Source organism: Nocardia sp. CDC519 (assembly GCF_059509835.1).
In genome coordinates this window covers 1053063-1071201 of record NZ_CM183377.1, presented here as the reverse complement: position 1 = coordinate 1071201, position 18139 = coordinate 1053063, and the positions used below count along the sequence as shown (strand labels likewise).

The window sequence follows — 18139 nt, the reverse complement described above, 5'->3', positions numbered from 1 at the left end:
TCCGTGTGCTGTGGCGACGCTGTGCCGGGGATCAGCAAGTAAGGAGAGCTACCGACCAGTGGCTGCCAACGACTCCAATGCATCGGGCTCGACCAAGGCGTCTTCGGGTAAGGCGGGCAACAAGGACTACGGTGCCTCCTCCATCACGGTTCTCGAGGGGCTCGAAGCCGTCCGTAAACGCCCAGGCATGTACATCGGCTCCACCGGCGAGCGCGGTCTGCACCACCTGATCTGGGAGGTGGTCGACAACTCCGTCGACGAGGCGATGGCCGGGTACGCCACCCGCGTCGACGTCACGCTGCTCGCCGACGGCGGCGTCGAGGTCATCGACGACGGCCGCGGTATCCCCACCGGAATGCATGCCCAGGGCGTGCCCACCATCGAGGTGGTCATGACTCAGCTGCACGCGGGCGGCAAGTTCGACTCCGACTCCTACGCCGTATCCGGTGGTCTGCACGGCGTCGGCATCTCGGTGGTGAACGCGCTGTCCACGCGGCTGGAGGCGGAGATCGATCACGACGGCTACCACTGGACCCAGGAGTACAAGGACGCCACTCCCGGCAAGCTGATCCAGGGCGAGGCCACCAAGCGCACCGGCACCACCATCCGGTTCTGGCCGGACCCGAACATCTTCGAGACCACCTCGTTCAACTTCGAGACGGTGGCCCGCCGCCTGCAGGAGATGGCATTCCTGAACAAGGGCCTCACCATCACCCTCACCGATGAGCGGGTCTCCGACGCCGAGGTCACCGACGAGGTGGTCAGCGAGACCGCGGAGGCGCCCAAGCACGCCGACGCCGAGGCGCCGCAGGCCGAGCACAAGGTCAAGTCGCGCACCTACCACTACCCGGGTGGTCTCGAGGATTTCGTGCGCCACATCAACCGCACCAAGCAGCCCATCCACAACTCGGTGGTCGCGTTCACCGGTAAGGGCACCGGCCATGAGCTCGAGGTCGCGATGCAGTGGAACTCGGGCTATTCGGAGTCGGTGCACACCTTCGCCAACACCATCAACACCCACGAGGGTGGCACCCACGAAGAGGGCTTCCGCGCCGCGCTGACCACCGTGGTCAACCGGTACGCGAAGGAGAAGAAGCTCCTCAAGGACAAGGACGGCAACCTCACCGGTGACGATATCCGCGAGGGCTTGGCCGCGATCGTCAGCGTGAAGGTCGGCGAACCGCAGTTCGAGGGCCAGACCAAGACCAAGCTCGGCAATACCGAGGTCAAGTCGTTCGTGCAGCGCACCTGCAACGAGCACCTGGCGCACTGGTTCGAGGCCAATCCGGCCGATGCCAAGACCATCGTGAACAAGGCCGTGTCCTCGGCGCAGGCCCGGGTCGCCGCGCGTAAGGCTCGTGAGCTGGTCCGTCGCAAGAGCGCCACCGATCTGGGTGGGTTGCCGGGCAAGCTGGCCGACTGCCGGTCCAAGGATCCGAGCAAGTCCGAGATCTACATCGTCGAGGGTGATTCCGCCGGCGGCTCGGCCAAGTCCGGGCGCGACTCGATGTACCAGGCGATCCTGCCGTTGCGCGGCAAGATCATCAATGTCGAGAAGGCGCGCATCGACAAGGTCCTCAAGAACAACGAGGTCCAGGCGATCATCACCGCCTTCGGCACCGGTATCCACGACGAGTTCGACATCTCCAAGCTGCGCTATCACAAGATCGTGCTGATGGCCGACGCCGACGTCGACGGCCAGCACATCTCCACCCTGCTGCTGACGCTGCTGTTCCGGTTCATGCGTCCGCTGATCGAGCACGGGCACGTCTACCTGGCCCAGCCGCCGCTGTACAAGCTCAAGTGGCAGCGCGCCGATCCGGAGTTCGCCTACTCCGACCGCGAGCGCGACGGTCTGCTCGAGGCAGGTCTGGCCGCGGGCAAGAAGATCAACAAGGACGACGGCGTCCAGCGCTACAAGGGTCTGGGCGAGATGAACGCCAAGGAACTGTGGGAGACCACGATGGATCCGGCGGTCCGGGTGCTGCGTCAGGTCACCCTCGACGACGCCGCCGCGGCCGACGAACTGTTCTCGGTGCTGATGGGCGAGGACGTCGAAGCGCGCCGCAGCTTCATCACCCGCAATGCCAAGGACGTCCGCTTCCTCGACGTGTAGCCGGTTCGGCAGGGTCAGGGGAATCGACCCCCTGACCGCTGCCTGGAACCGCCGCAGCCCCCGAGCCTTCCAACGGAGAGCCATTCATGACTGAGACCACCCTGCCGCCGAACGGCGGCGCAGGCGACCGCATCGAGCCGGTCGACATCCAGAACGAAATGCAGAGCAGCTATATCGATTACGCGATGAGCGTGATCGTCGGCCGCGCGCTGCCCGATGTGCGCGACGGCCTCAAGCCGGTGCACCGGCGGGTGCTCTACGCGATGTACGACAACGGTTACCGGCCCGATCGCGGTTACGTGAAGTCCGCCCGCCCGGTCGCCGAGACCATGGGTAATTACCATCCGCACGGCGACGCCTCCATCTACGACACCCTCGTGCGCATGGCCCAGCCCTGGTCGCTGCGGTATCCGCTGGTCGACGGCCAGGGCAACTTCGGTTCCCGGGGCAACGACGGCGCGGCCGCCATGCGATACACCGAATGCCGCCTGACGCCGCTGGCGATGGAGCTGCTGCGCGAGATCGACCACGAGACCGTCGATTTCACGCCGAACTACGACGGCCGCTCGCAGGAGCCGGTGGTACTGCCGAGCCGGGTGCCGAACCTGCTGATGAACGGCAGCAACGGCATCGCGGTCGGCATGGCGACCAACATCCCGCCGCACAACCTCAACGAGCTCGCCGACGCCATCTACTGGGCGCTGGAGAACTACGACGCCGACGAAGAGGCCACCCTCGCCGCCTGCATGGAGCGCGTCAAGGGCCCTGACTTCCCGACCGCGGGCCTGATCGTCGGCGGGCAGGGCATTCACGACGCCTACACCACCGGCCGAGGTTCCATCCGCATGCGCGGCGTGGTGGAGATCGAGGAAGACACCCGCGGCCGCACCACCATCGTCATCACCGAGCTGCCGTACCAGGTCAACACCGACAACTTCATCAACTCGATCGCCGAGCAGGTGAAGGACGGCAAGATCGCCGGCATCTCCGATATCCACGACGAGTCCTCCGACCGCGCGGGTATGCGGATCGTGGTGACGGTCAAGCGCGACGCCGTCGCCAAGGTCGTGCTGAACAATCTGTACAAGCACACCCAGCTGCAGACCAGCTTCGGCGCCAACATGCTCTCCATCGTCGACGGTGTGCCGCGCACCCTGCGCCTGGATCAGATGATCCGGTACTACGTCGAGCACCAGTTGGAAGTCATCGTCCGGCGCACCCGGTACCTGCTGCGCAAGGCCGAGGAACGCGCTCACATCCTGCGCGGCCTGGTCAAGGCGCTCGACGCGCTCGACGAGGTCATCGCGCTGATTCGGCGTTCGGCCAATACCGATACCGCGCGCACCGGCCTGATGCAGCTGCTCGACATCGACGAGATCCAGGCCACCGCCATCCTCGATATGCAGCTGCGCAGGCTCTCGGCGCTGGAGCGGCAGAAGATCGTCGACGAACTGGCCAAGATCGAGGCCGAGATCGCCGACCTCAAGGACATTCTGGACAAGCCGGAGCGGCAGCGCGCGATCGTGCGCGACGAGCTGGCCGAGATCGTGGAGAAGTACGGCGACGAACGGCGCACCAAGATCATCGCCGCCGACGGCGACGTGGCCGACGAGGATCTGATCGCCCGCGAGGACGTGGTCGTCACCATCACCGAGACCGGATACGCCAAGCGCACCAAGACCGACCTGTACCGCAGCCAGAAGCGCGGCGGCAAGGGTGTGCAGGGCGCGGGTCTCAAGCAGGACGACCTGGTCAAGCACTTCTTCATCACCTCGACCCACGATTGGCTGCTGTTCTTCACCAACAAGGGCCGGGTGTACCGGGCCAAGGCCTACGAACTGCCCGAAGCCAACCGGACCGCCCGTGGTCAGCACGTGGCGAACCTGCTGGCGTTCCAGCCGGACGAGAAGATCGCCCAGATCATTCGGATCAAATCCTACGAAGACGCCCCGTATCTGGTGCTCGCCACCAAGAATGGCCTCGTGAAGAAGTCGCGGCTGTCGGATTTCGACTCCAACCGCAGCGGAGGCATCGTCGCGGTGAACCTGCGCGACAACGACGAACTGGTCGGTGCCGTGCTGTGCTCGGCGGACGACGACCTGCTGCTGGTATCGGCGCAGGGGCAGTCGATCCGCTTCGCGGCGACCGACGAGGCACTGCGTCCGATGGGCCGGGCCACCTCCGGTGTGCAGGGTATGCGGTTCAACGCCGAGGATGAGCTGCTTTCCCTCAACGTCGTGCGTGAGGGCACATACCTGCTGGTCGCGACGTCCGGCGGGTACGCCAAGCGCACCGCTATCGAGGAGTACACGGCACAGGGTCGCGGCGGTAAGGGTGTGTTGACCATCCAGTACGACACCCGGCGTGGCACGCTGGTCGGTGCGCTCATCGTCGACGACGACGATGAGCTGTACGCGATCACCTCCGGGGGCGGTGTCATCCGCACGGGAGCCAAGCAGGTTCGCAAGGCAGGCCGCCAGACCAAGGGCGTGCGATTGATGAACCTGGGCGAGGGCGATACCTTGCTTGCGATCGCGCGCAACGCCGACGAGCCCGAGGCTCTCGACGACGACACCAGCGATTCTTCCGAGCAATAAACACAGCGGCGGCAACGAACGGATCTGAGGATTGCATTGACCACTCCGAATCAGCCGAATGACGAGCGGCAGCAGACGAACGGCGTGACCGAACGGGTCGCACCGTCACCGATTCCGCCCCGGCCGATCCAACGACCGGAGTCCGAACCGTCCAATGGCGGTCCGGCGGGCGCGAATCCGCAGGCCGGCGCCGGGCCCGCCGCACCGTCGCGCGAAAATGACGACAAGCAGGGCGATTTCGGCTCCGACAGCGCTGAATCGGCGCCGAAGGAGGGCGGTAGCGCCTCCGATCAGACCGTCCGGATGAACGGTTCCGGTCAAGCGCCGCAGGGCGATTCGGGTGCGCCGAGCGGCAACGGCGGCGGTCAGTCGCGGTACCAGGACGGCTGGTCGGCGCTGCCGCAGCGGGAGCCGCAGTCCAACCTGCCCCGGCCCGGGCATTCGCCGGTGGCCGGAAGGCAGGCGCCCGCCGGAGGCGGCGGCCTCGGTGGTGGTGGCGGTCTCGGCGGGGGCGTCGGCAATGCCAGGACCACGGCCGATCTCGCGGCCAAGGCGGCCCGCAAGGAAGCGGCGATGGTGAAGTCGGTGGGCCTCGACGGGCCGACCCGCAGCATCTCCCGCCCCGAACTCACCAAGGACATGCCGGATCTGTCCGAGATCCGGCATCCGCTGCCCCCGGAGAACCCCACCGCGCCCAAGCCGGGCCCCACCCCGGTCTCGCCCGCGGTGCCGGTCGCGGTCGCCCAGGCGGTCGCCGGTGAGCCGTTGCGCGCCACGGTCCAGATCCGTCGCATCGACCCCTGGTCGACGCTGAAGATCACCCTGGTGATCAGCGTGGCGCTGTTCTTCGTGTGGATGCTCGCCGTCGGGCTGCTCTACATCGTGCTCGAGGGCATGGGCGTGTGGGAGCGGCTCAACGACACCTTCACCGAAATGGTGTCGCAGGACAGCGGCGCGTCCACCGGCCTGATCGATGCGGGCACGGTGTTCGGCTACGCCGGCGTCATCGGGCTGATCAACGTGGTGCTGTTCACCGCGCTGGCCACCGTCGGAACGTTCATCTACAACCAGTGCTGCGATCTGGTCGGCGGCATCCAGGTGACCCTGGCCGACCCGGACTAGAACCCCACCCGACGGCCGGTACCGACGCCCTCCGCCGGGCGCGGTGCCGGCCGTTATCGTTGCCGGGGCAAGCTCGGCCCACCCTCGTCCGCAGCCCATCTACCAGGCGTTTTGGTCGTAGTCGGCGCGTCGGGTAATCTCTGTTCTCGGTCGTTGCGTTCGGTGCAGTACCCGGCTGAACACAACAACGAACACACGGGCCTATAGCTCAGGCGGTTAGAGCGCTTCGCTGATAACGAAGAGGTCGGAGGTTCAAGTCCTCCTAGGCCCACTCCCGAACATCACAGTAGGGTGGGAACCATGAAAATTCTCCTCACACTCGGTGTCGTGGTCGCGGTTCTCATCGGAATAACCAAACTGCGCCAGCGCAACGACGCCGACCTGTGGCACGAGGTCACCACCCGCTGACAGCTCGGGCAGCCACCCGGGGCCTTAGCTCAATTGGCAGAGCACTGCCTTTGCAAGGCAGGGGTTAGGGGTTCGATTCCCCTAGGCTCCACTCGCTTCCTCACCCATGCCCACGGAGAGCGTGGGCCGGGGCTCGTTTCGCGTGTTGGTTTGGGGGCGCAGCCCCCAAACCCCGCCCGGAGGGCTTCGCCCCCGGACCCCCACTAGCGCTTGCCCAGCTCGGGTTGTCTACGCACCAGGGTTTGCCTCGGGGGCTTTGCCCCCGGACCCCCTCTCAGGTTGGCCCGCCATAAAGGTGCTGGCCCGGCGGGCTGGCGATTGCGCGGTGGCTGCGTGTCGATTGTCGTAGCCGGTGGGCTGCGATCACCGCACAGCCTGACGGGTGGGAGTTCGTGAATCTTCCCAGCTGCGCCTGTCTTGTCAGCGCACTGCTAGGGGCTTACGTTTACTGCACTCGCCGAGGGCACGGGTGTGGATGGAGGGGCCGATGCGGATCTCGATACGGGGGGATGGGGACGGGCTGCGGGTTCGGATGCGGTTCGAGATCAATCGGCGGCGGTGGCTGATTCTGCGAATCGCCCTGTGGATACTCGCGATTCAGGGGCTGGTGGTCGGGGCGTGGGCGGTGGTGGCGCCGCGGTCCTGGTACACCAGCTTTCCCGGATTCGGGATGCGGTGGATATCCGCCGACGGGCCGTACAACCATCACCTGGCCGCGGACGTTGGGGCGTTCTTCCTCGCCTTGGCGGCCGTCACCGGCGCGGCACTGTATTACGGGGACAGCTTGCTGGCGCGGGTCGCCGGGCTCGGGTGGGTGGTGTTCGGAGTACCGCACCTGATCTACCACCTGCTCCACAAACCGGCCGAGATGGGCGGCGTGAGTTACACATTCAGCGTTCTCGCGGCGGCACTGCTACCCGTCCTCGGGCTGGCGGCGATCCTGGTGGCGCCCGCCGAACGCACCCAGGTGCGTGACCCGGCGCCGCTGAACATCCGGTTCCCACGACGCCGGGAACGGTGAACGCTGCTCAGCCGAGCGCGGCGGCCTGCTCGATCCGGCGCAGCTGCTCCGGCTCGGGCCAGCTCCTGATCTCGTAGCGGGTGGGCGCGAGGCCCGGCACCGGCGTCAGGCCGAGGATCTCGACCACGCGGGCGAACGGCGCGTCGAACAACGTGCGTTCCTCACCGTTGTCGTCGGTATCGCAGAAGACGACGAGATCGGCGTCCGGCAACAGATAATCCACACCCTCACCCCATGCGGTGATGGTGCGCGGGCCGTCGCCCGGGTCGTAGTACATCAGCGAGGCGACATAGGCGCTGGAGGAGTCGGCGAGCTCGGCGTCCAGCGACTCGAAATCGAAGTCCTCTTCGAGGATTTCGTTCAACCACTCGGTCTGCGCGGCATACTCGGTGACGGCGAGGCCACAGCGGGCCCGCTGCGCGGCAGGCAGCTGCTCATGCGGGCCTGCCTGATCGAAGGGCACCACCCGGCCGTCGTCATCGACGGTGTAGGCCTGCGGACTGAGCGGACGCTCGGACTCGCCGTACTGCTCCTCGACCATCTCGAACAGCGAACCGATCATCTCCGGATCATCCGGCGCCACGATCAACGTGTCCGCATCCGGCAGGAACGCCACGGGGCGGCGGCCGTAGCCGGCCCGGAAGCCCGCCAACCAGCCCGGAACCAGCAGCCAGGACGTGAAGTAGCCGTCGCCGTCGTCGGCGAAACGCAGCACGGAACCGGCCTCCAGGTCCGGCAGCTGGGCCATCGTGGACAGATTCGCCAACGCGGCCGCGAAGACCTCATCGGCCGACACATTCCACGCCGCTCGATGATCGTCATTGACGATGGTGCGCCGATCGGGCAGGTCGACGGCCACCAGCTCGTCCACGAACGGCAGCACGGTGCGCCCGAGCGGCTGATCGGACGCGGGCACGGTGCTGCGGTAGGTCACGGGCCGGAGCACCGGCCGCAGCAGGGGACGGGCCTCGGCCCAGTTCTGAGGAACCTCGAAGTCGGTCACGTCGCACACGGTAACGGTCGCCTACGACACTTCCTGGCGTTGGCGACAACCGCCGGGTATCAAGCGATTTCGGCCCTGCCGTCGTAGGCGGTGCGCGCCGCCGCGATCTCGCGCTGATGTGTTTCGGTCCAGGTGACCAGCGCCTGAATAGTTTCGTGCAGGCTCCCGCCGAGCGGGGTGAGCTGGTACTCCACCCGAGGCGGAACCACCGGATACACCGTGCGCCGCACCAACCCGTCGCGTTCCAGATGCCGCAGCGTGCGGGTGAGCATCCGCTGGCTCACCCCGTCGATCTCGCGCCGCAATTCGGTGAAGCGCATGGTGCGACCGGCCAGCAGTGCGATCGTCAGCAATGACCATTTGTCGGCGATGCGGTCCAGGATCTGGCGCACATCGCAGTCTTCGCGGGTGTCCCATTGTTTCGCGGTGTAGTCGTCGGTATCCGCGCAGTAACCGAGTGACTCAGAAGTGCCGTCTTCCATGGAATCAAATAGTGACCGATGATGCTCTCAGTTACAAGAAGTAACCGACAGGTACTTCGGGAACCGAGGTGGAGGTGGCGTGATGGCAGGCAAAGTGGGGTCGTTCGCGGAGATCGAATCCGAATTCGATGCCTATGTGGGGCGCATCGTGTACGCGACGATGGTGACCGTGGACAGCAAGAACCGTCCGCGCACCAGGGTGCTGATCCCGGTATGGGAGAACGTCGACGGCACGCCGCTCGGATGGCTGGCGACCTACCGGACGCCGATCAAGTCCGCCCACATCGCCCGCAACCCGCACGTGAACTTCTCGTATTGGGCTCAGGGCAGCAATAATTCGGTCGCCGTCGATGCGACGGCGCAGTGGATCGACGATCCGGCCAACGGTGTGCACGACCCGCGGACCAGGGATCGGATCTGGCGGATGTACGCACGCACCAGCCCGCGCGGCGCCGGATATCAGCTCGGGCAATTCTGGAGCGCACCCGACGATCCGACCCTGCACATCATGCGGCTGGAGCCGTGGCGGATCCAGGTCATCCGCGGCCGGGATCTGCGCAGCCGGATCTGGCAGGCGCCGGCCGACGTAACGGCCGGGCCCGCCCCGGTATCCCGGTGAGAGCTCAGATCGGGCGCTTGGCGATGACGGTCTGCAAGCGGGCGCGATCCCGCTCCAGCTTGCGGGCCTCATAGGCAATGGGGAAGTAGCGCAACCGTTCCGGCAGCAGTGGCACGAGCCTGGCGATCACCCAGCCGATGGCGCGCAGCTTGCGTTCGTCGGATTCCGACCAGGTCAGGCCGAGCTTGCGGCGGGCGGACTCGGGCGTGGTACCGACGGTGACGAAGTATTGCAGCGCGCCGATCGGGGCAGCCGCCCGCTTCCACACCGGCACGAGCACCTTGGGCAGGCCCTTCGGAGCGCCGACCGAGCGGATCACCCGCAGATAATCGTGCGCGGTCTGGGTGGCGACCAGATGGTTCTCGACGGTGTCGGCGAAGAACTTCTCGAAGTCGGCGTAGGTGGCGGGCACTTCCTTCGGCGGCACCGAGAAGTTACGCATGAGCTGCAAGGTCTCGGCGTAGTACTGCTCCTTTTCCGCCGGGGTGAGTGGACGCTTGGAAAAGTACTTTGCGTTCTCACTGAAGGCGAAGGTGCCGGTGTGCAAGACCCAGGCCCACGGCCCACTGGACAATGCACGATGCTTGACGCCCGCGGCGTCGGTGGTGTTCAGCGATGCGTGCATGGCGCGCAGCCGGGCGGTTTCGGCCAGCGCTTCCGGGCCGCCGTAGGTCCAGGTCATCACCGCGGACAGGCTGCGTACGGCGCGGCCGATCGGGTCGGTGCGGAAGGTGGAGTGTTCATCTACGACCGCGGAGATCGTCGGCTCCATCGTCTGTAGCAGGAAGGCGGAACCAGCGGTGAGCGAGAATGTGACCAGACCGACTTCGTCCCACATCCGGGTTCCCGGGCCGATGGGGCGTGGTTCGGGCAGGTGGGTGGTGCGAGATTCGGCCTCTACGGACGCGGTCATTGCGATCTCCCTTGATCGGCGACAGTGAGCGAGCGTGAGAAAATAATACTCTAACTCTCTCACGATCGCAGTGCGTGTTTCCTTGGCCGGACGCCGAGCCGGCGGCACACCGCTAGCGTGCAGGGGTGGATTCTGTACTCGATTACCTGCTCATCGCGCCAGCGGAGGTCGCGGCGCTCACCGATGTGTCGCAGGCCTGGCAGCGGCACCGGGACACCGCCGCGCGGTTCGAGACCCCCGTCGATGCGGCACTGGCTTGCGGGTTCGGCGCTGATCGACTCGGATACGCGTTCCTGTCCGGGTATCAAGCGGCATTGCGAGCCTTGCTGCCGCAGCTGTCCCCGGAGGATCTGGTGTCGCTGTGCGCGACCGAGCAGGGCGGCGGGCATCCGGCGGCGATCCGGACCACCGTCACCGAGCGGGCCGGGCACGGGCTGGTCGACGGGACCAAGACCTTCGCCACCCTCGGCGAACCCGCTGACCGTCTGGTGGTGATCGCCAGTGCGGGCACCGATGCCGGCGGCCGCAACCGATTGGCTGCCGTGCTCGTCGATGCCGAGCAGCCGTCCGTGGTGCGGTCCGCGCTTCCCGAAACCCCGTTCATCCCGGAAATACCGCATGCGACGGTCACATTCACCGCTGCCCGAGGGCGGCTGCTGCCCGGCGACGGCTACACCGACTATCTGAAACCGTTCCGCACCATCGAGGACATTCACGTGCTCGCGGCAGCGCTGGGCTGGCTGATCAGGATGGGGCGCAAGGGTGCGGTGGCGCGATCGTTGCTGGAGCAATTGCTGGCCGACGCGGCGATCTTGCGTGATCTCGGGCGGGCGCCGGCGAGTTCGCCCGGTGTCCATATCGCGCTGGGCGGGGTGCTCGCCCGCTTCGACGAACTACCAACGATGACGGCGCCGATCTGGGCGGCCGCCGAGCCGGAGGACGCCCGCCGATGGGAGCGCGATCTGCCGTTGCTCCGGGTTGCCGGGAAGGTGCGGGGCCTGCGATTGACCGCGGCCTGGCAATCGGTGCACGGCCCCGCTAGTTAGTGCCGGAAACGAGGTTCCGCCAATCGGTTCCGGCGGAACCTCGTCCGGACATGAGAGCGGGCCTCGGCGAAGGGGGGGAGTTAGCCGAGGCCCGCGTAAGGTCGGCCCGGGGGGGAGGGGCCGACGAGAACGATCCTACGCGAAGATCCACGTTTTTGTGTGTATGAGGACAGTCGGTTTCGAAGTTTTTTCGGGGTAATTCACAGGGTTCGGGGCCCGAGGTTGGTGAATCGGACACCCGGCTCGATCCCCGGTCGGCCCGCCGATGGCTCCATGGTTGCCAAAAGCGCAGGCCCGCACCCGTTTACCGGGCTGTATACGCGGTTGTCCAGGAGTTCAGGCGCGATCGGTAAACATGCCGACCGGTCGCTGTAGCGTCTGCCGGGGTGCTATCGCCGGCCGCGTGTCGTCGTCGGCGGTGCCGGCCATTGTGCGGTAGCCGACGCGATATCAGAAATGTGTCGTACCCCCGTGGCAGCATCCCTCGCGTGGACGACCTCGCCTCGCGAACGCTGCCGTCGCCGGTGTATTTCCGCCTCCGGTTACCCGGACGCGGGCCGTCCCCGCGCCCGAACGAGTACCGGCCCGCCGGGATTCGAGTAGTCCGGTACGCGCGACCGCTCGCCCCCGTCGGCGGGATCATCGAATCGGTCGCACCCCGATCCGGTACCCCCGAGCACCGCCCGGATCGCGGTGCGGCCTTCTTTCGTTGCCCACCGGTAACCGGGCGGCCCGGCAAATCGGATGAAATCGGTCACCCGACGCGCAATACTCACACCAGGTCTGGTCGATCGTCCGAATGGTGCGATCGATCCGGTTGCCGGCCCTCGCGATTAATTTCGGCACCCGGGGCCGTCATATCAGCAGGTCGCCGAGGAAGCCGGCCACCGACACCGCATGTCATCGAGCTCTACGAACTTCAGGAGAATCATGGGTGACGCAATAGTCGCCGAGGGTCTCGTCAAGCGATACGGCCCGCAGGTCGCCCTCGACGGGCTCGACCTGACCGTGCCCGAGGGCACCGTCACCGCCCTGCTCGGCCCGAACGGCGCCGGGAAAACCACCACCGTCCGCGTCCTGACGACGCTGTTGATCCCCGACGGCGGCCGCGCCACCGTCGCGGGCATCGATGTGCTGCGTGATCCGCGGGCACTGCGCCGCCGGATCGGCGCGTCGGGCCAGTACGCGGCGGTCGACGAGTACCTCACCGGCTTCGAGAACCTCGAAATGGTCGGACGCCTGTACCACATGGGCGTCCAGCGCAGTAAAGAACGCGCGCGCGAACTGCTCGACCGATTCCGGCTCAGCGACGCCGCCGATCGCCCGGTCAAGGGCTACTCCGGCGGTATGCGAAGGCGCCTTGACCTGGCGGGTGCGCTGGTCGCCGCGCCGCCGGTGCTGTTCCTCGACGAGCCGACCACCGGCCTGGACCCGAGAGCCCGGCTGGATCTGTGGGATGTGATCGAGGAACTCGTGGCCGGCGGCACCACCTTGCTGCTCACCACCCAGTACATGGAGGAGGCCGATCGGCTCGCCGATTCCATCGCGGTGATCGATCGCGGCAAGGTCATCGCCAAGGGCACCGCCGATGAGCTGAAGACGATGGTCGGCGGTGACCGCATCGAGCTGACCGTCGACCATGTGGACAACCTGGCCATCGCGCAGCAGGCGCTGGCGGGTCTGGCCGACGGCGAGATTCACCTGGAGCCGGGCCTGCGGCGCATCATCGTGCCGGTCAGCAACGGCTCGCAGGCCCTGGTCGAGGCCGTCGGCAAGCTCAACGACCACAGCGTGAAAATCCACGACGTCGGCCTGCGGCGCCCATCGCTCGACGACGTCTTCCTCACCCTCACCGGACATGAGGCCGAGGAACTGATCAACGCCGACGACGCGGCCGAGGGCCTCGGCGCGCTGGAAGCTACGGAAGGAAAGACTCGATGACCGCGGTCAGCACCACGCCGGTCGTGCCCGATCACGGCCCTGGTCTCGGTGAGCGGCTCTCGACCGTCGTCTCCGACACCATCACCATCACCAAGCGCAACGTCATCAAGATCAAGCGCGTGCCCGATGTGCTCATCTTCAGCACGCTCTCGCCGATCATGTTCGTGCTGCTGTTCGCCTACATCTTCGGCACGGCGATCAAGGTGCCCGGATTGGAGGGTGGCTACCGCGAATTCCTCATCGCCGGCATCTTCGCCCAGACCTGCGTGTTCGGCGCGACCTTCACCGGGCTGAGCCTGGTGGAGGATATGCAGAAGGGCATCATCGACCGGTTCCGGTCGCTGCCGATGGAGCCGGTCGCGGTGCTCATCGGGCGCACCATCAGCGATGTCGTCATCAATGTGGTGAGCCTGGTGGTCATGTCGCTGACCGGCCTGATCGTCGGCTGGCGGATCCGGGGTTCACTGGTGGACGCGGTGCTGGCCTATGTGCTGCTGCTGCTGTTCGCCTACGCGATCTCCTGGATCATGGCCTTCGTCGGTCTGATCGTGCGGGCACCGGAGGTGTTCAACAATGCCAGCTTCATGGTGATCTTCCCGCTCACCTTCCTGGCCAACACCTTCGTGCCGATCGAGGAACTGCCGACGGTGCTGCGCGTATTCGCCGAATGGAACCCGGTCTCGGCCGTCACGCAGGCGATTCGCGAGTTGTTCGGCAACACCTCGCCGGTACAGCCGCCGCCGGATACCTGGCCGATGCAGCATCCGGTCGCGACGACCCTGATCTGGGTTGTGGTGATCTTGGCGGTCTTCGTCCCGCTCACCCTGTGGCGGTACAAGCGCAGCGTCAGCCGCTGAGGCTCAGCTCTGCGCATCCGCGCCGGCACCCGTCTCGGGGGTCGGCGCGGAACCGTTTCGGGAGTAGCCGATGCGCGGCGGGGCGGGGGCCGGCTCCGGCGGCTGCGGGCGCTTGGCCCGGGCCAGCCAGGCGGCACCGCCCGCGGCCGCGACGGCGGCGGCGGTCAGAAGCCGATTACGGGAACGCGAAGACAGGTGCGGGGACCTCGAGCTCATGGGTCAACTCTGACACAGACCCCGGGCTCGCGCACCGAGCCCCAGGTCAGCGCGCTGCCCGGGACGTCATGGCACGATGGTCGGGTGACCATGACCGCGTCGGCGCCGCCGGCACGATTCGAATGAGCAGATGAACCCCCAACCTCCCGCGACGACGTGTGTCCGGCACCCGGATCGGGTGACCGGCCTGGCCTGCACCCGGTGCGGTCGCCCCGCCTGCCCGGAATGCCTGCGTCCGGCCTCGGTCGGCCAGCACTGTGTGGATTGCCTGCGCGCGGACAACCGCGGCGCCCCGCAGGTGCGCACGGTGTCGACGGCCGCCGCACCGCGAGTGCGGATCCCATATGTCACGTACGCGTTGATCGCGATCAACGTCGCGGTATTCGCCATTACCGCCGCGCAATCACGCAGCCTGATCGACAACTACAACGGCTCGCAGCTGTTCCTGCGCTGGGTGATGTACCCGCCTGCGGTGGCCGATGGCGATTGGTTCCGGGTGATCGGCTCCGGTTTCCTGCACTATGGGCCGATTCACCTGCTGCTCAATATGTTCGCGCTGTATGTGGTCGGCCGCGATATCGAGCTGGTGCTCGGCCGGACGCGCTACCTCGCGGTGTATCTGGTCTCGCTGCTCGGCGGTTCGGCCGCGGTCATGATGTTCTCCCAGGACAGCCTCACGGCGGGCGCGTCCGGCGCGGTCTACGGCCTGTTCGGGGCCATCACGGTGATCTTGATCCGGCTGCGGCAGAACGCCAACAGCATGTTCATCCTGATCGGCATCAACGTGTTCATCAGCTTCTCGCTGCCGGGCATCTCACTGTTCGGCCATCTCGGCGGGCTCGCGGCGGGCACAGTGGCCACCCTCGGCATCTTGTTCCTGCCCGCCTGGTTGAAGGCCGGGTCGACGCGCAGCGCGCAGATCATCGGCTGGTCCGCGGTCGCTGCGGTCGCGGTGATCTCGCTGGCCGTCCTCGGGACGGCGGCAGCGTCACTGCTGCCCTGAGTGCACGCACGGGCGGGAATGTTTCACGCGAAACACCGACCGCGAAGCGCGAGGCTGCGCATCCTGCTCAGGGCCGGGTGATGTCCCCGCTCAGCCGCAGCTGCTCGACCAGGACGTCGTAGACGTCTTCGGGGTGGGTGCCCAGGTCCCAGCGCCCGAAGATGAGCAGCCGCTCGGCGTCATTGTGGATGAGCTCGATCTCCAGCATCGGCGTGCGGCGCCCGAGACGGCGGTAGTAGACGATGCGCGCACGCAGGATCTGGTCGGGGCGATATTCGGTGGGGCCGGTCAGCGAACGCACCACCAAGCGTGGATCCGCGCCGGGAATCACCGAGAGCCGGGGGCGCTGCCGGAACCCGAGACCGGCCAGCCCCAGCAGCAGCACGGCGGCAAGGCCGATGAGCAACCGGCCCGGTGGATCGTTGTTCAGCACCGCGACCACCGCCAGGATGACGCCGCCCGCGCTCGCCGCGACCAGCGCGGACATCGGTGTGGTCCACGAAAGGCGCGACTCAGGATTCACGATTTCCTCGAGTTGTCCACAGGTTCATCCACAGGTGTGCATGAATGACACGTCTGTAATACGGGCGGCCGGCAACCGGGCTCAGCGCCACCTCATGGTCATGATCAGGCCGATCACCATCAGGCCGAAGCCGATGAGGAAGTTCCAGGCGTCGAGGTCGCGCATCCAGCTGATCTGATCGCCCGCGAGGTAATACACAAGCAGCCACACCAGGCCCGCGAGCATGAACCCGAGCATGATGGCGACGTACCAGACCGGCGACGGACCGACGGCCTTCACCTTCACCGGGGTGCGGCTGGCGGGGGAGCTGGAGTAGTCGGTCTTCTTACGGACCTTGGACTTGGGCATGACGTCCTCGAATTCGGCGAACAGGGCAATACCGGCGTCCCTCCGGTTCTCTCTAGGCTATCCCAACTGGTAATGGATGCGACGGCCTGTGGGTAGGCCACGTAATCTCGAACCATGCGTGTTCTGGTCGTCGACAATTACGACAGCTTCGTCTACAACCTGGTCCAGTACCTGGGCCAGCTGGGCGCGGAGGCCGAAGTCTGGCGCAACGACGACCAGCGCCTGGCCGATCTGGATGCGGTGGCCATCGAATTCGACGGCATTCTGATCAGCCCCGGGCCCGGCACCCCCGATCGCGCGGGCGCGAGCATCGAGTTGGTCCACGCCGCCGCCCGGCAGCGCACCCCGCTGCTCGGTGTGTGTCTCGGCCATCAATCCATCGGGGCGGCCTTCGGCGCCACCGTCACCCGGGCGCCGGAGCTGCTGCACGGCAAGACCAGCGAGGTCTTCCATATCGGCGCGGGCGTGCTTGCCGGACTGCCCGATCCGTTCACCGCCACCCGCTATCACTCGCTGACCGTCCTCGAAGACACCCTGCCCGAGGAGATCGAGGTGCTCGGCCGCACCGAAAGCGGGATCGTGATGGCCATGCGGCACAACGACCTGCCCATCCACGGCGTGCAGTTCCATCCGGAATCGGTGCTCACCCAGGGCGGCCACCGGATGCTGGCCAACTGGCTGGAAGTGTGCGGCGAACGGCCCGCCGAGGGTCTGGTGGAGATGCTGGAGGCGGAGGTCGCGGCGCTGGCGATCTCATGAGCCGGCCGTACGTGCTGCTCTCGGTCGCCGCGAGCGTCGACGGCTATATCGACGACGCGAGCCCGCAGCGGCTGCTGTTGTCGAGCGCCGAGGACTTCGACCGGGTCGATCAGGTGCGGGCCGAATCGGATGCCATCCTGGTCGGCGCGCAGACTCTGCGCAGTGACAATCCGCGACTGCTGGTGAACGACGCGGCTCGGCGAGCCGAGCGTCTCGCCGCAGGCAAGCCCGAGTACCCGCTCAAGGTCACGGTGACCGCCGGCGGTGATCTCGATCCCGAGCTGCGGTTCTGGCATCACGGCGGTGACAAGCTGGTCTACACCACCGTCGCCGGAGCGGCTCGGCTCGGCGACCGGCTGGGCGAGTCCGCCGAGGTCGTCGCGCTCGGCGAACAGATCGAGCTCGGCCGGTTGCTCGATGATCTCGGTCATCGTGGAATCGGCCGGTTGATGGTCGAGGGCGGCACCCGCATCCTCACCGGTTTCCTGGCGGCCGGGCTCGCCGATGAACTGGTGCTCGCGATCGCGCCGCTGATCGTCGGCGACGCCGCCGCCCCGCGGATACTGGAACCGGCCGATTTCCCCGGTGGTGCGCGGCGGCGGATGCGGCTGGCCGAGGTCGGGCGCGCCGGCGATGTCGCGGTGCTGCGCTATCTGCCCAAGACCGGTGATCTGCCCGAAGCGTAAAAGGAGGAGGCAATAGTGGGTATCGCCTCGACCGACCACAACTGGATGCTGCGCGCGATCAACCTCGCCAACCTCGCCCCGCGCAGCGCGACCGCCTTCTCCGTCGGTGCCGTGATCGTCGCCGACGGTGTCGAGATCAGCTCCGGATATTCGCGGGAAACCGATCCGAAGGTGCACGCGGAAGAGTCCGCGCTGGACAAAGTGGCCGCGGATGATCCCCGGTTGGCGGGTGCGACGATCTACAGCACCCTCGAACCGTGTTCGGAGCGCGCCACGGCGACGCGGCTGCCGTGCACCGAGCGGATCCTGCGGGCCGGAATCCCCAGAGTCGTCATCGCCTGGCGGGAACCGGGCACCTTTGTCACCAACTGCGTCGGCGTGGAACGGCTGCGGCAGCAGGGCGTCGAGGTGGTCGAACTACCGGAACTGGCCGAGGCGGCGATGGCGATGAACCGCCACCTCGACCTGTCCTGATCGGT

General features: G+C 66.8%; 19 protein-coding genes and 2 tRNA genes. 15 read left to right on the top strand and 6 right to left on the bottom strand.

Features of this window, described 5'->3' with window-relative positions:
* Positions 1 to 58 precede the first annotated feature (58 nt).
* The 7 genes from gyrB to AC5W7N_RS04705 all read left to right on the top strand — a co-directional run bounded on the left by gyrB (position 59) and on the right by AC5W7N_RS04705 (position 7264).
* A complete protein-coding gene (gyrB, locus tag AC5W7N_RS04735) occupies positions 59 to 2116 on the top strand; it encodes a DNA topoisomerase (ATP-hydrolyzing) subunit B (RefSeq protein WP_163813341.1) in 2058 nt (685 codons plus the stop codon).
* An 86-nt stretch (positions 2117 to 2202) separates the two neighbouring features.
* Positions 2203 to 4713, top strand: a complete 2511-nt coding sequence (gyrA, locus tag AC5W7N_RS04730) for a DNA gyrase subunit A (protein WP_163813340.1) — start codon at positions 2203 to 2205, stop codon at positions 4711 to 4713.
* Between the two features lie 36 nt (positions 4714 to 4749).
* On the top strand, positions 4750 to 5835 hold the full coding sequence (locus AC5W7N_RS04725) for a DUF3566 domain-containing protein (protein WP_163813339.1): 1086 nt from the start codon (positions 4750 to 4752) through the stop codon (positions 5833 to 5835).
* A gap of 197 nt (positions 5836 to 6032) precedes the next feature.
* Positions 6033 to 6106, top strand: a tRNA-Ile gene (locus AC5W7N_RS04720).
* A 29-nt stretch (positions 6107 to 6135) separates the two neighbouring features.
* Positions 6136 to 6243 (top strand): DLW-39 family protein, encoded by a 108-nt coding sequence (locus tag AC5W7N_RS04715; protein WP_014348311.1) that lies wholly within the window; start codon positions 6136 to 6138, stop codon positions 6241 to 6243.
* Positions 6244 to 6261: 18 nt separating this feature from the next.
* Positions 6262 to 6334: transfer RNA gene (locus AC5W7N_RS04710), tRNA-Ala, on the top strand.
* Between the two features lie 396 nt (positions 6335 to 6730).
* Positions 6731 to 7264, top strand: a complete 534-nt coding sequence (locus AC5W7N_RS04705) for a hypothetical protein (RefSeq protein WP_228806202.1) — start codon at positions 6731 to 6733, stop codon at positions 7262 to 7264.
* Positions 7265 to 7271: 7 nt separating this feature from the next.
* Here the strand turns inward: AC5W7N_RS04705 and AC5W7N_RS04700 are convergent, their stop codons facing one another.
* Together AC5W7N_RS04700 and AC5W7N_RS04695 are read right to left on the bottom strand one after the other, a co-directional pair.
* The gene (locus AC5W7N_RS04700) at positions 7272 to 8267 is read right to left on the bottom strand and encodes a DUF1444 domain-containing protein (RefSeq protein ID WP_194990009.1); all 996 of its coding nucleotides are present in this window, start codon (positions 8265 to 8267) and stop codon (positions 7272 to 7274) included.
* Positions 8268 to 8326: 59 nt separating this feature from the next.
* Positions 8327 to 8749 carry a winged helix-turn-helix transcriptional regulator gene (locus tag AC5W7N_RS04695; protein WP_163816564.1) on the bottom strand — a complete coding sequence of 141 codons (423 nt, stop codon included), beginning with the start codon at positions 8747 to 8749 and terminating at the stop codon, positions 8327 to 8329.
* A gap of 82 nt (positions 8750 to 8831) precedes the next feature.
* Between AC5W7N_RS04695 and AC5W7N_RS04690 the strand changes: the two genes are divergently transcribed.
* The gene (locus tag AC5W7N_RS04690) at positions 8832 to 9368 is read left to right on the top strand and encodes a pyridoxamine 5'-phosphate oxidase family protein (protein WP_194990008.1); all 537 of its coding nucleotides are present in this window, start codon (positions 8832 to 8834) and stop codon (positions 9366 to 9368) included.
* Between the two features lie 4 nt (positions 9369 to 9372).
* Here the strand turns inward: AC5W7N_RS04690 and AC5W7N_RS04685 are convergent, their stop codons facing one another.
* Positions 9373 to 10281, bottom strand: coding sequence for an oxygenase MpaB family protein (locus AC5W7N_RS04685; protein ID WP_195020354.1), 909 nt, complete (start codon positions 10279 to 10281; stop codon positions 9373 to 9375).
* 125 nt (positions 10282 to 10406) lie between these two features.
* On the opposite strand from AC5W7N_RS04685, the gene AC5W7N_RS04680 reads away from it, so the two are divergent.
* The 3 genes from AC5W7N_RS04680 (at position 10407) to AC5W7N_RS04670 (ending at position 14125) form a co-directional block, all read left to right on the top strand.
* Positions 10407 to 11327 (top strand): acyl-CoA dehydrogenase family protein, encoded by a 921-nt coding sequence (locus AC5W7N_RS04680; RefSeq protein WP_495923329.1) that lies wholly within the window; start codon positions 10407 to 10409, stop codon positions 11325 to 11327.
* A gap of 930 nt (positions 11328 to 12257) precedes the next feature.
* The gene (locus AC5W7N_RS04675; protein WP_163816573.1) at positions 12258 to 13268 is read left to right on the top strand and encodes an ATP-binding cassette domain-containing protein; all 1011 of its coding nucleotides are present in this window, start codon (positions 12258 to 12260) and stop codon (positions 13266 to 13268) included.
* Positions 13265 to 14125, top strand: coding sequence for an ABC transporter permease (locus AC5W7N_RS04670; RefSeq protein ID WP_163816575.1), 861 nt, complete (start codon positions 13265 to 13267; stop codon positions 14123 to 14125). The genes AC5W7N_RS04675 and AC5W7N_RS04670 overlap by 4 nt, the downstream gene beginning before the upstream one ends.
* Before the next feature lie 3 nt (positions 14126 to 14128).
* Here AC5W7N_RS04670 and AC5W7N_RS04665 read toward each other — a convergent pair whose 3' ends face one another.
* Positions 14129 to 14341, bottom strand: coding sequence for a hypothetical protein (locus tag AC5W7N_RS04665; protein ID WP_194990005.1), 213 nt, complete (start codon positions 14339 to 14341; stop codon positions 14129 to 14131).
* A gap of 130 nt (positions 14342 to 14471) precedes the next feature.
* Here AC5W7N_RS04665 and AC5W7N_RS04660 point away from each other — a divergent pair, with 130 nt between their 5' ends.
* Entirely contained in the window at positions 14472 to 15344 is an 873-nt protein-coding gene (locus tag AC5W7N_RS04660) for a rhomboid family intramembrane serine protease (RefSeq protein WP_194990004.1), read from the top strand.
* Between the two features lie 67 nt (positions 15345 to 15411).
* Here AC5W7N_RS04660 and AC5W7N_RS04655 read toward each other — a convergent pair whose 3' ends face one another.
* Both AC5W7N_RS04655 and crgA read right to left on the bottom strand, forming a co-directional pair.
* On the bottom strand, positions 15412 to 15831 hold the full coding sequence (locus AC5W7N_RS04655; protein WP_178128301.1) for a PH domain-containing protein: 420 nt from the start codon (positions 15829 to 15831) through the stop codon (positions 15412 to 15414).
* Positions 15832 to 15948: 117 nt separating this feature from the next.
* Positions 15949 to 16215, bottom strand: coding sequence for a cell division protein CrgA (crgA, locus tag AC5W7N_RS04650; RefSeq protein WP_014348321.1), 267 nt, complete (start codon positions 16213 to 16215; stop codon positions 15949 to 15951).
* Between the two features lie 114 nt (positions 16216 to 16329).
* Here crgA and AC5W7N_RS04645 point away from each other — a divergent pair, with 114 nt between their 5' ends.
* Genes AC5W7N_RS04645 through AC5W7N_RS04635 form a run of 3 tightly spaced genes read left to right on the top strand, consistent with a single transcriptional unit; the run spans position 16330 to position 18134 of the window.
* The gene (locus AC5W7N_RS04645) at positions 16330 to 16974 is read left to right on the top strand and encodes an aminodeoxychorismate/anthranilate synthase component II (RefSeq protein ID WP_490724307.1); all 645 of its coding nucleotides are present in this window, start codon (positions 16330 to 16332) and stop codon (positions 16972 to 16974) included.
* Positions 16971 to 17660, top strand: a complete 690-nt coding sequence (locus AC5W7N_RS04640; protein ID WP_163816586.1) for a RibD family protein — start codon at positions 16971 to 16973, stop codon at positions 17658 to 17660. The genes AC5W7N_RS04645 and AC5W7N_RS04640 overlap by 4 nt, the downstream gene beginning before the upstream one ends.
* Before the next feature lie 15 nt (positions 17661 to 17675).
* On the top strand, positions 17676 to 18134 hold the full coding sequence (locus AC5W7N_RS04635; protein WP_280210610.1) for a deaminase: 459 nt from the start codon (positions 17676 to 17678) through the stop codon (positions 18132 to 18134).
* Positions 18135 to 18139: the final 5 nt, after the last annotated feature.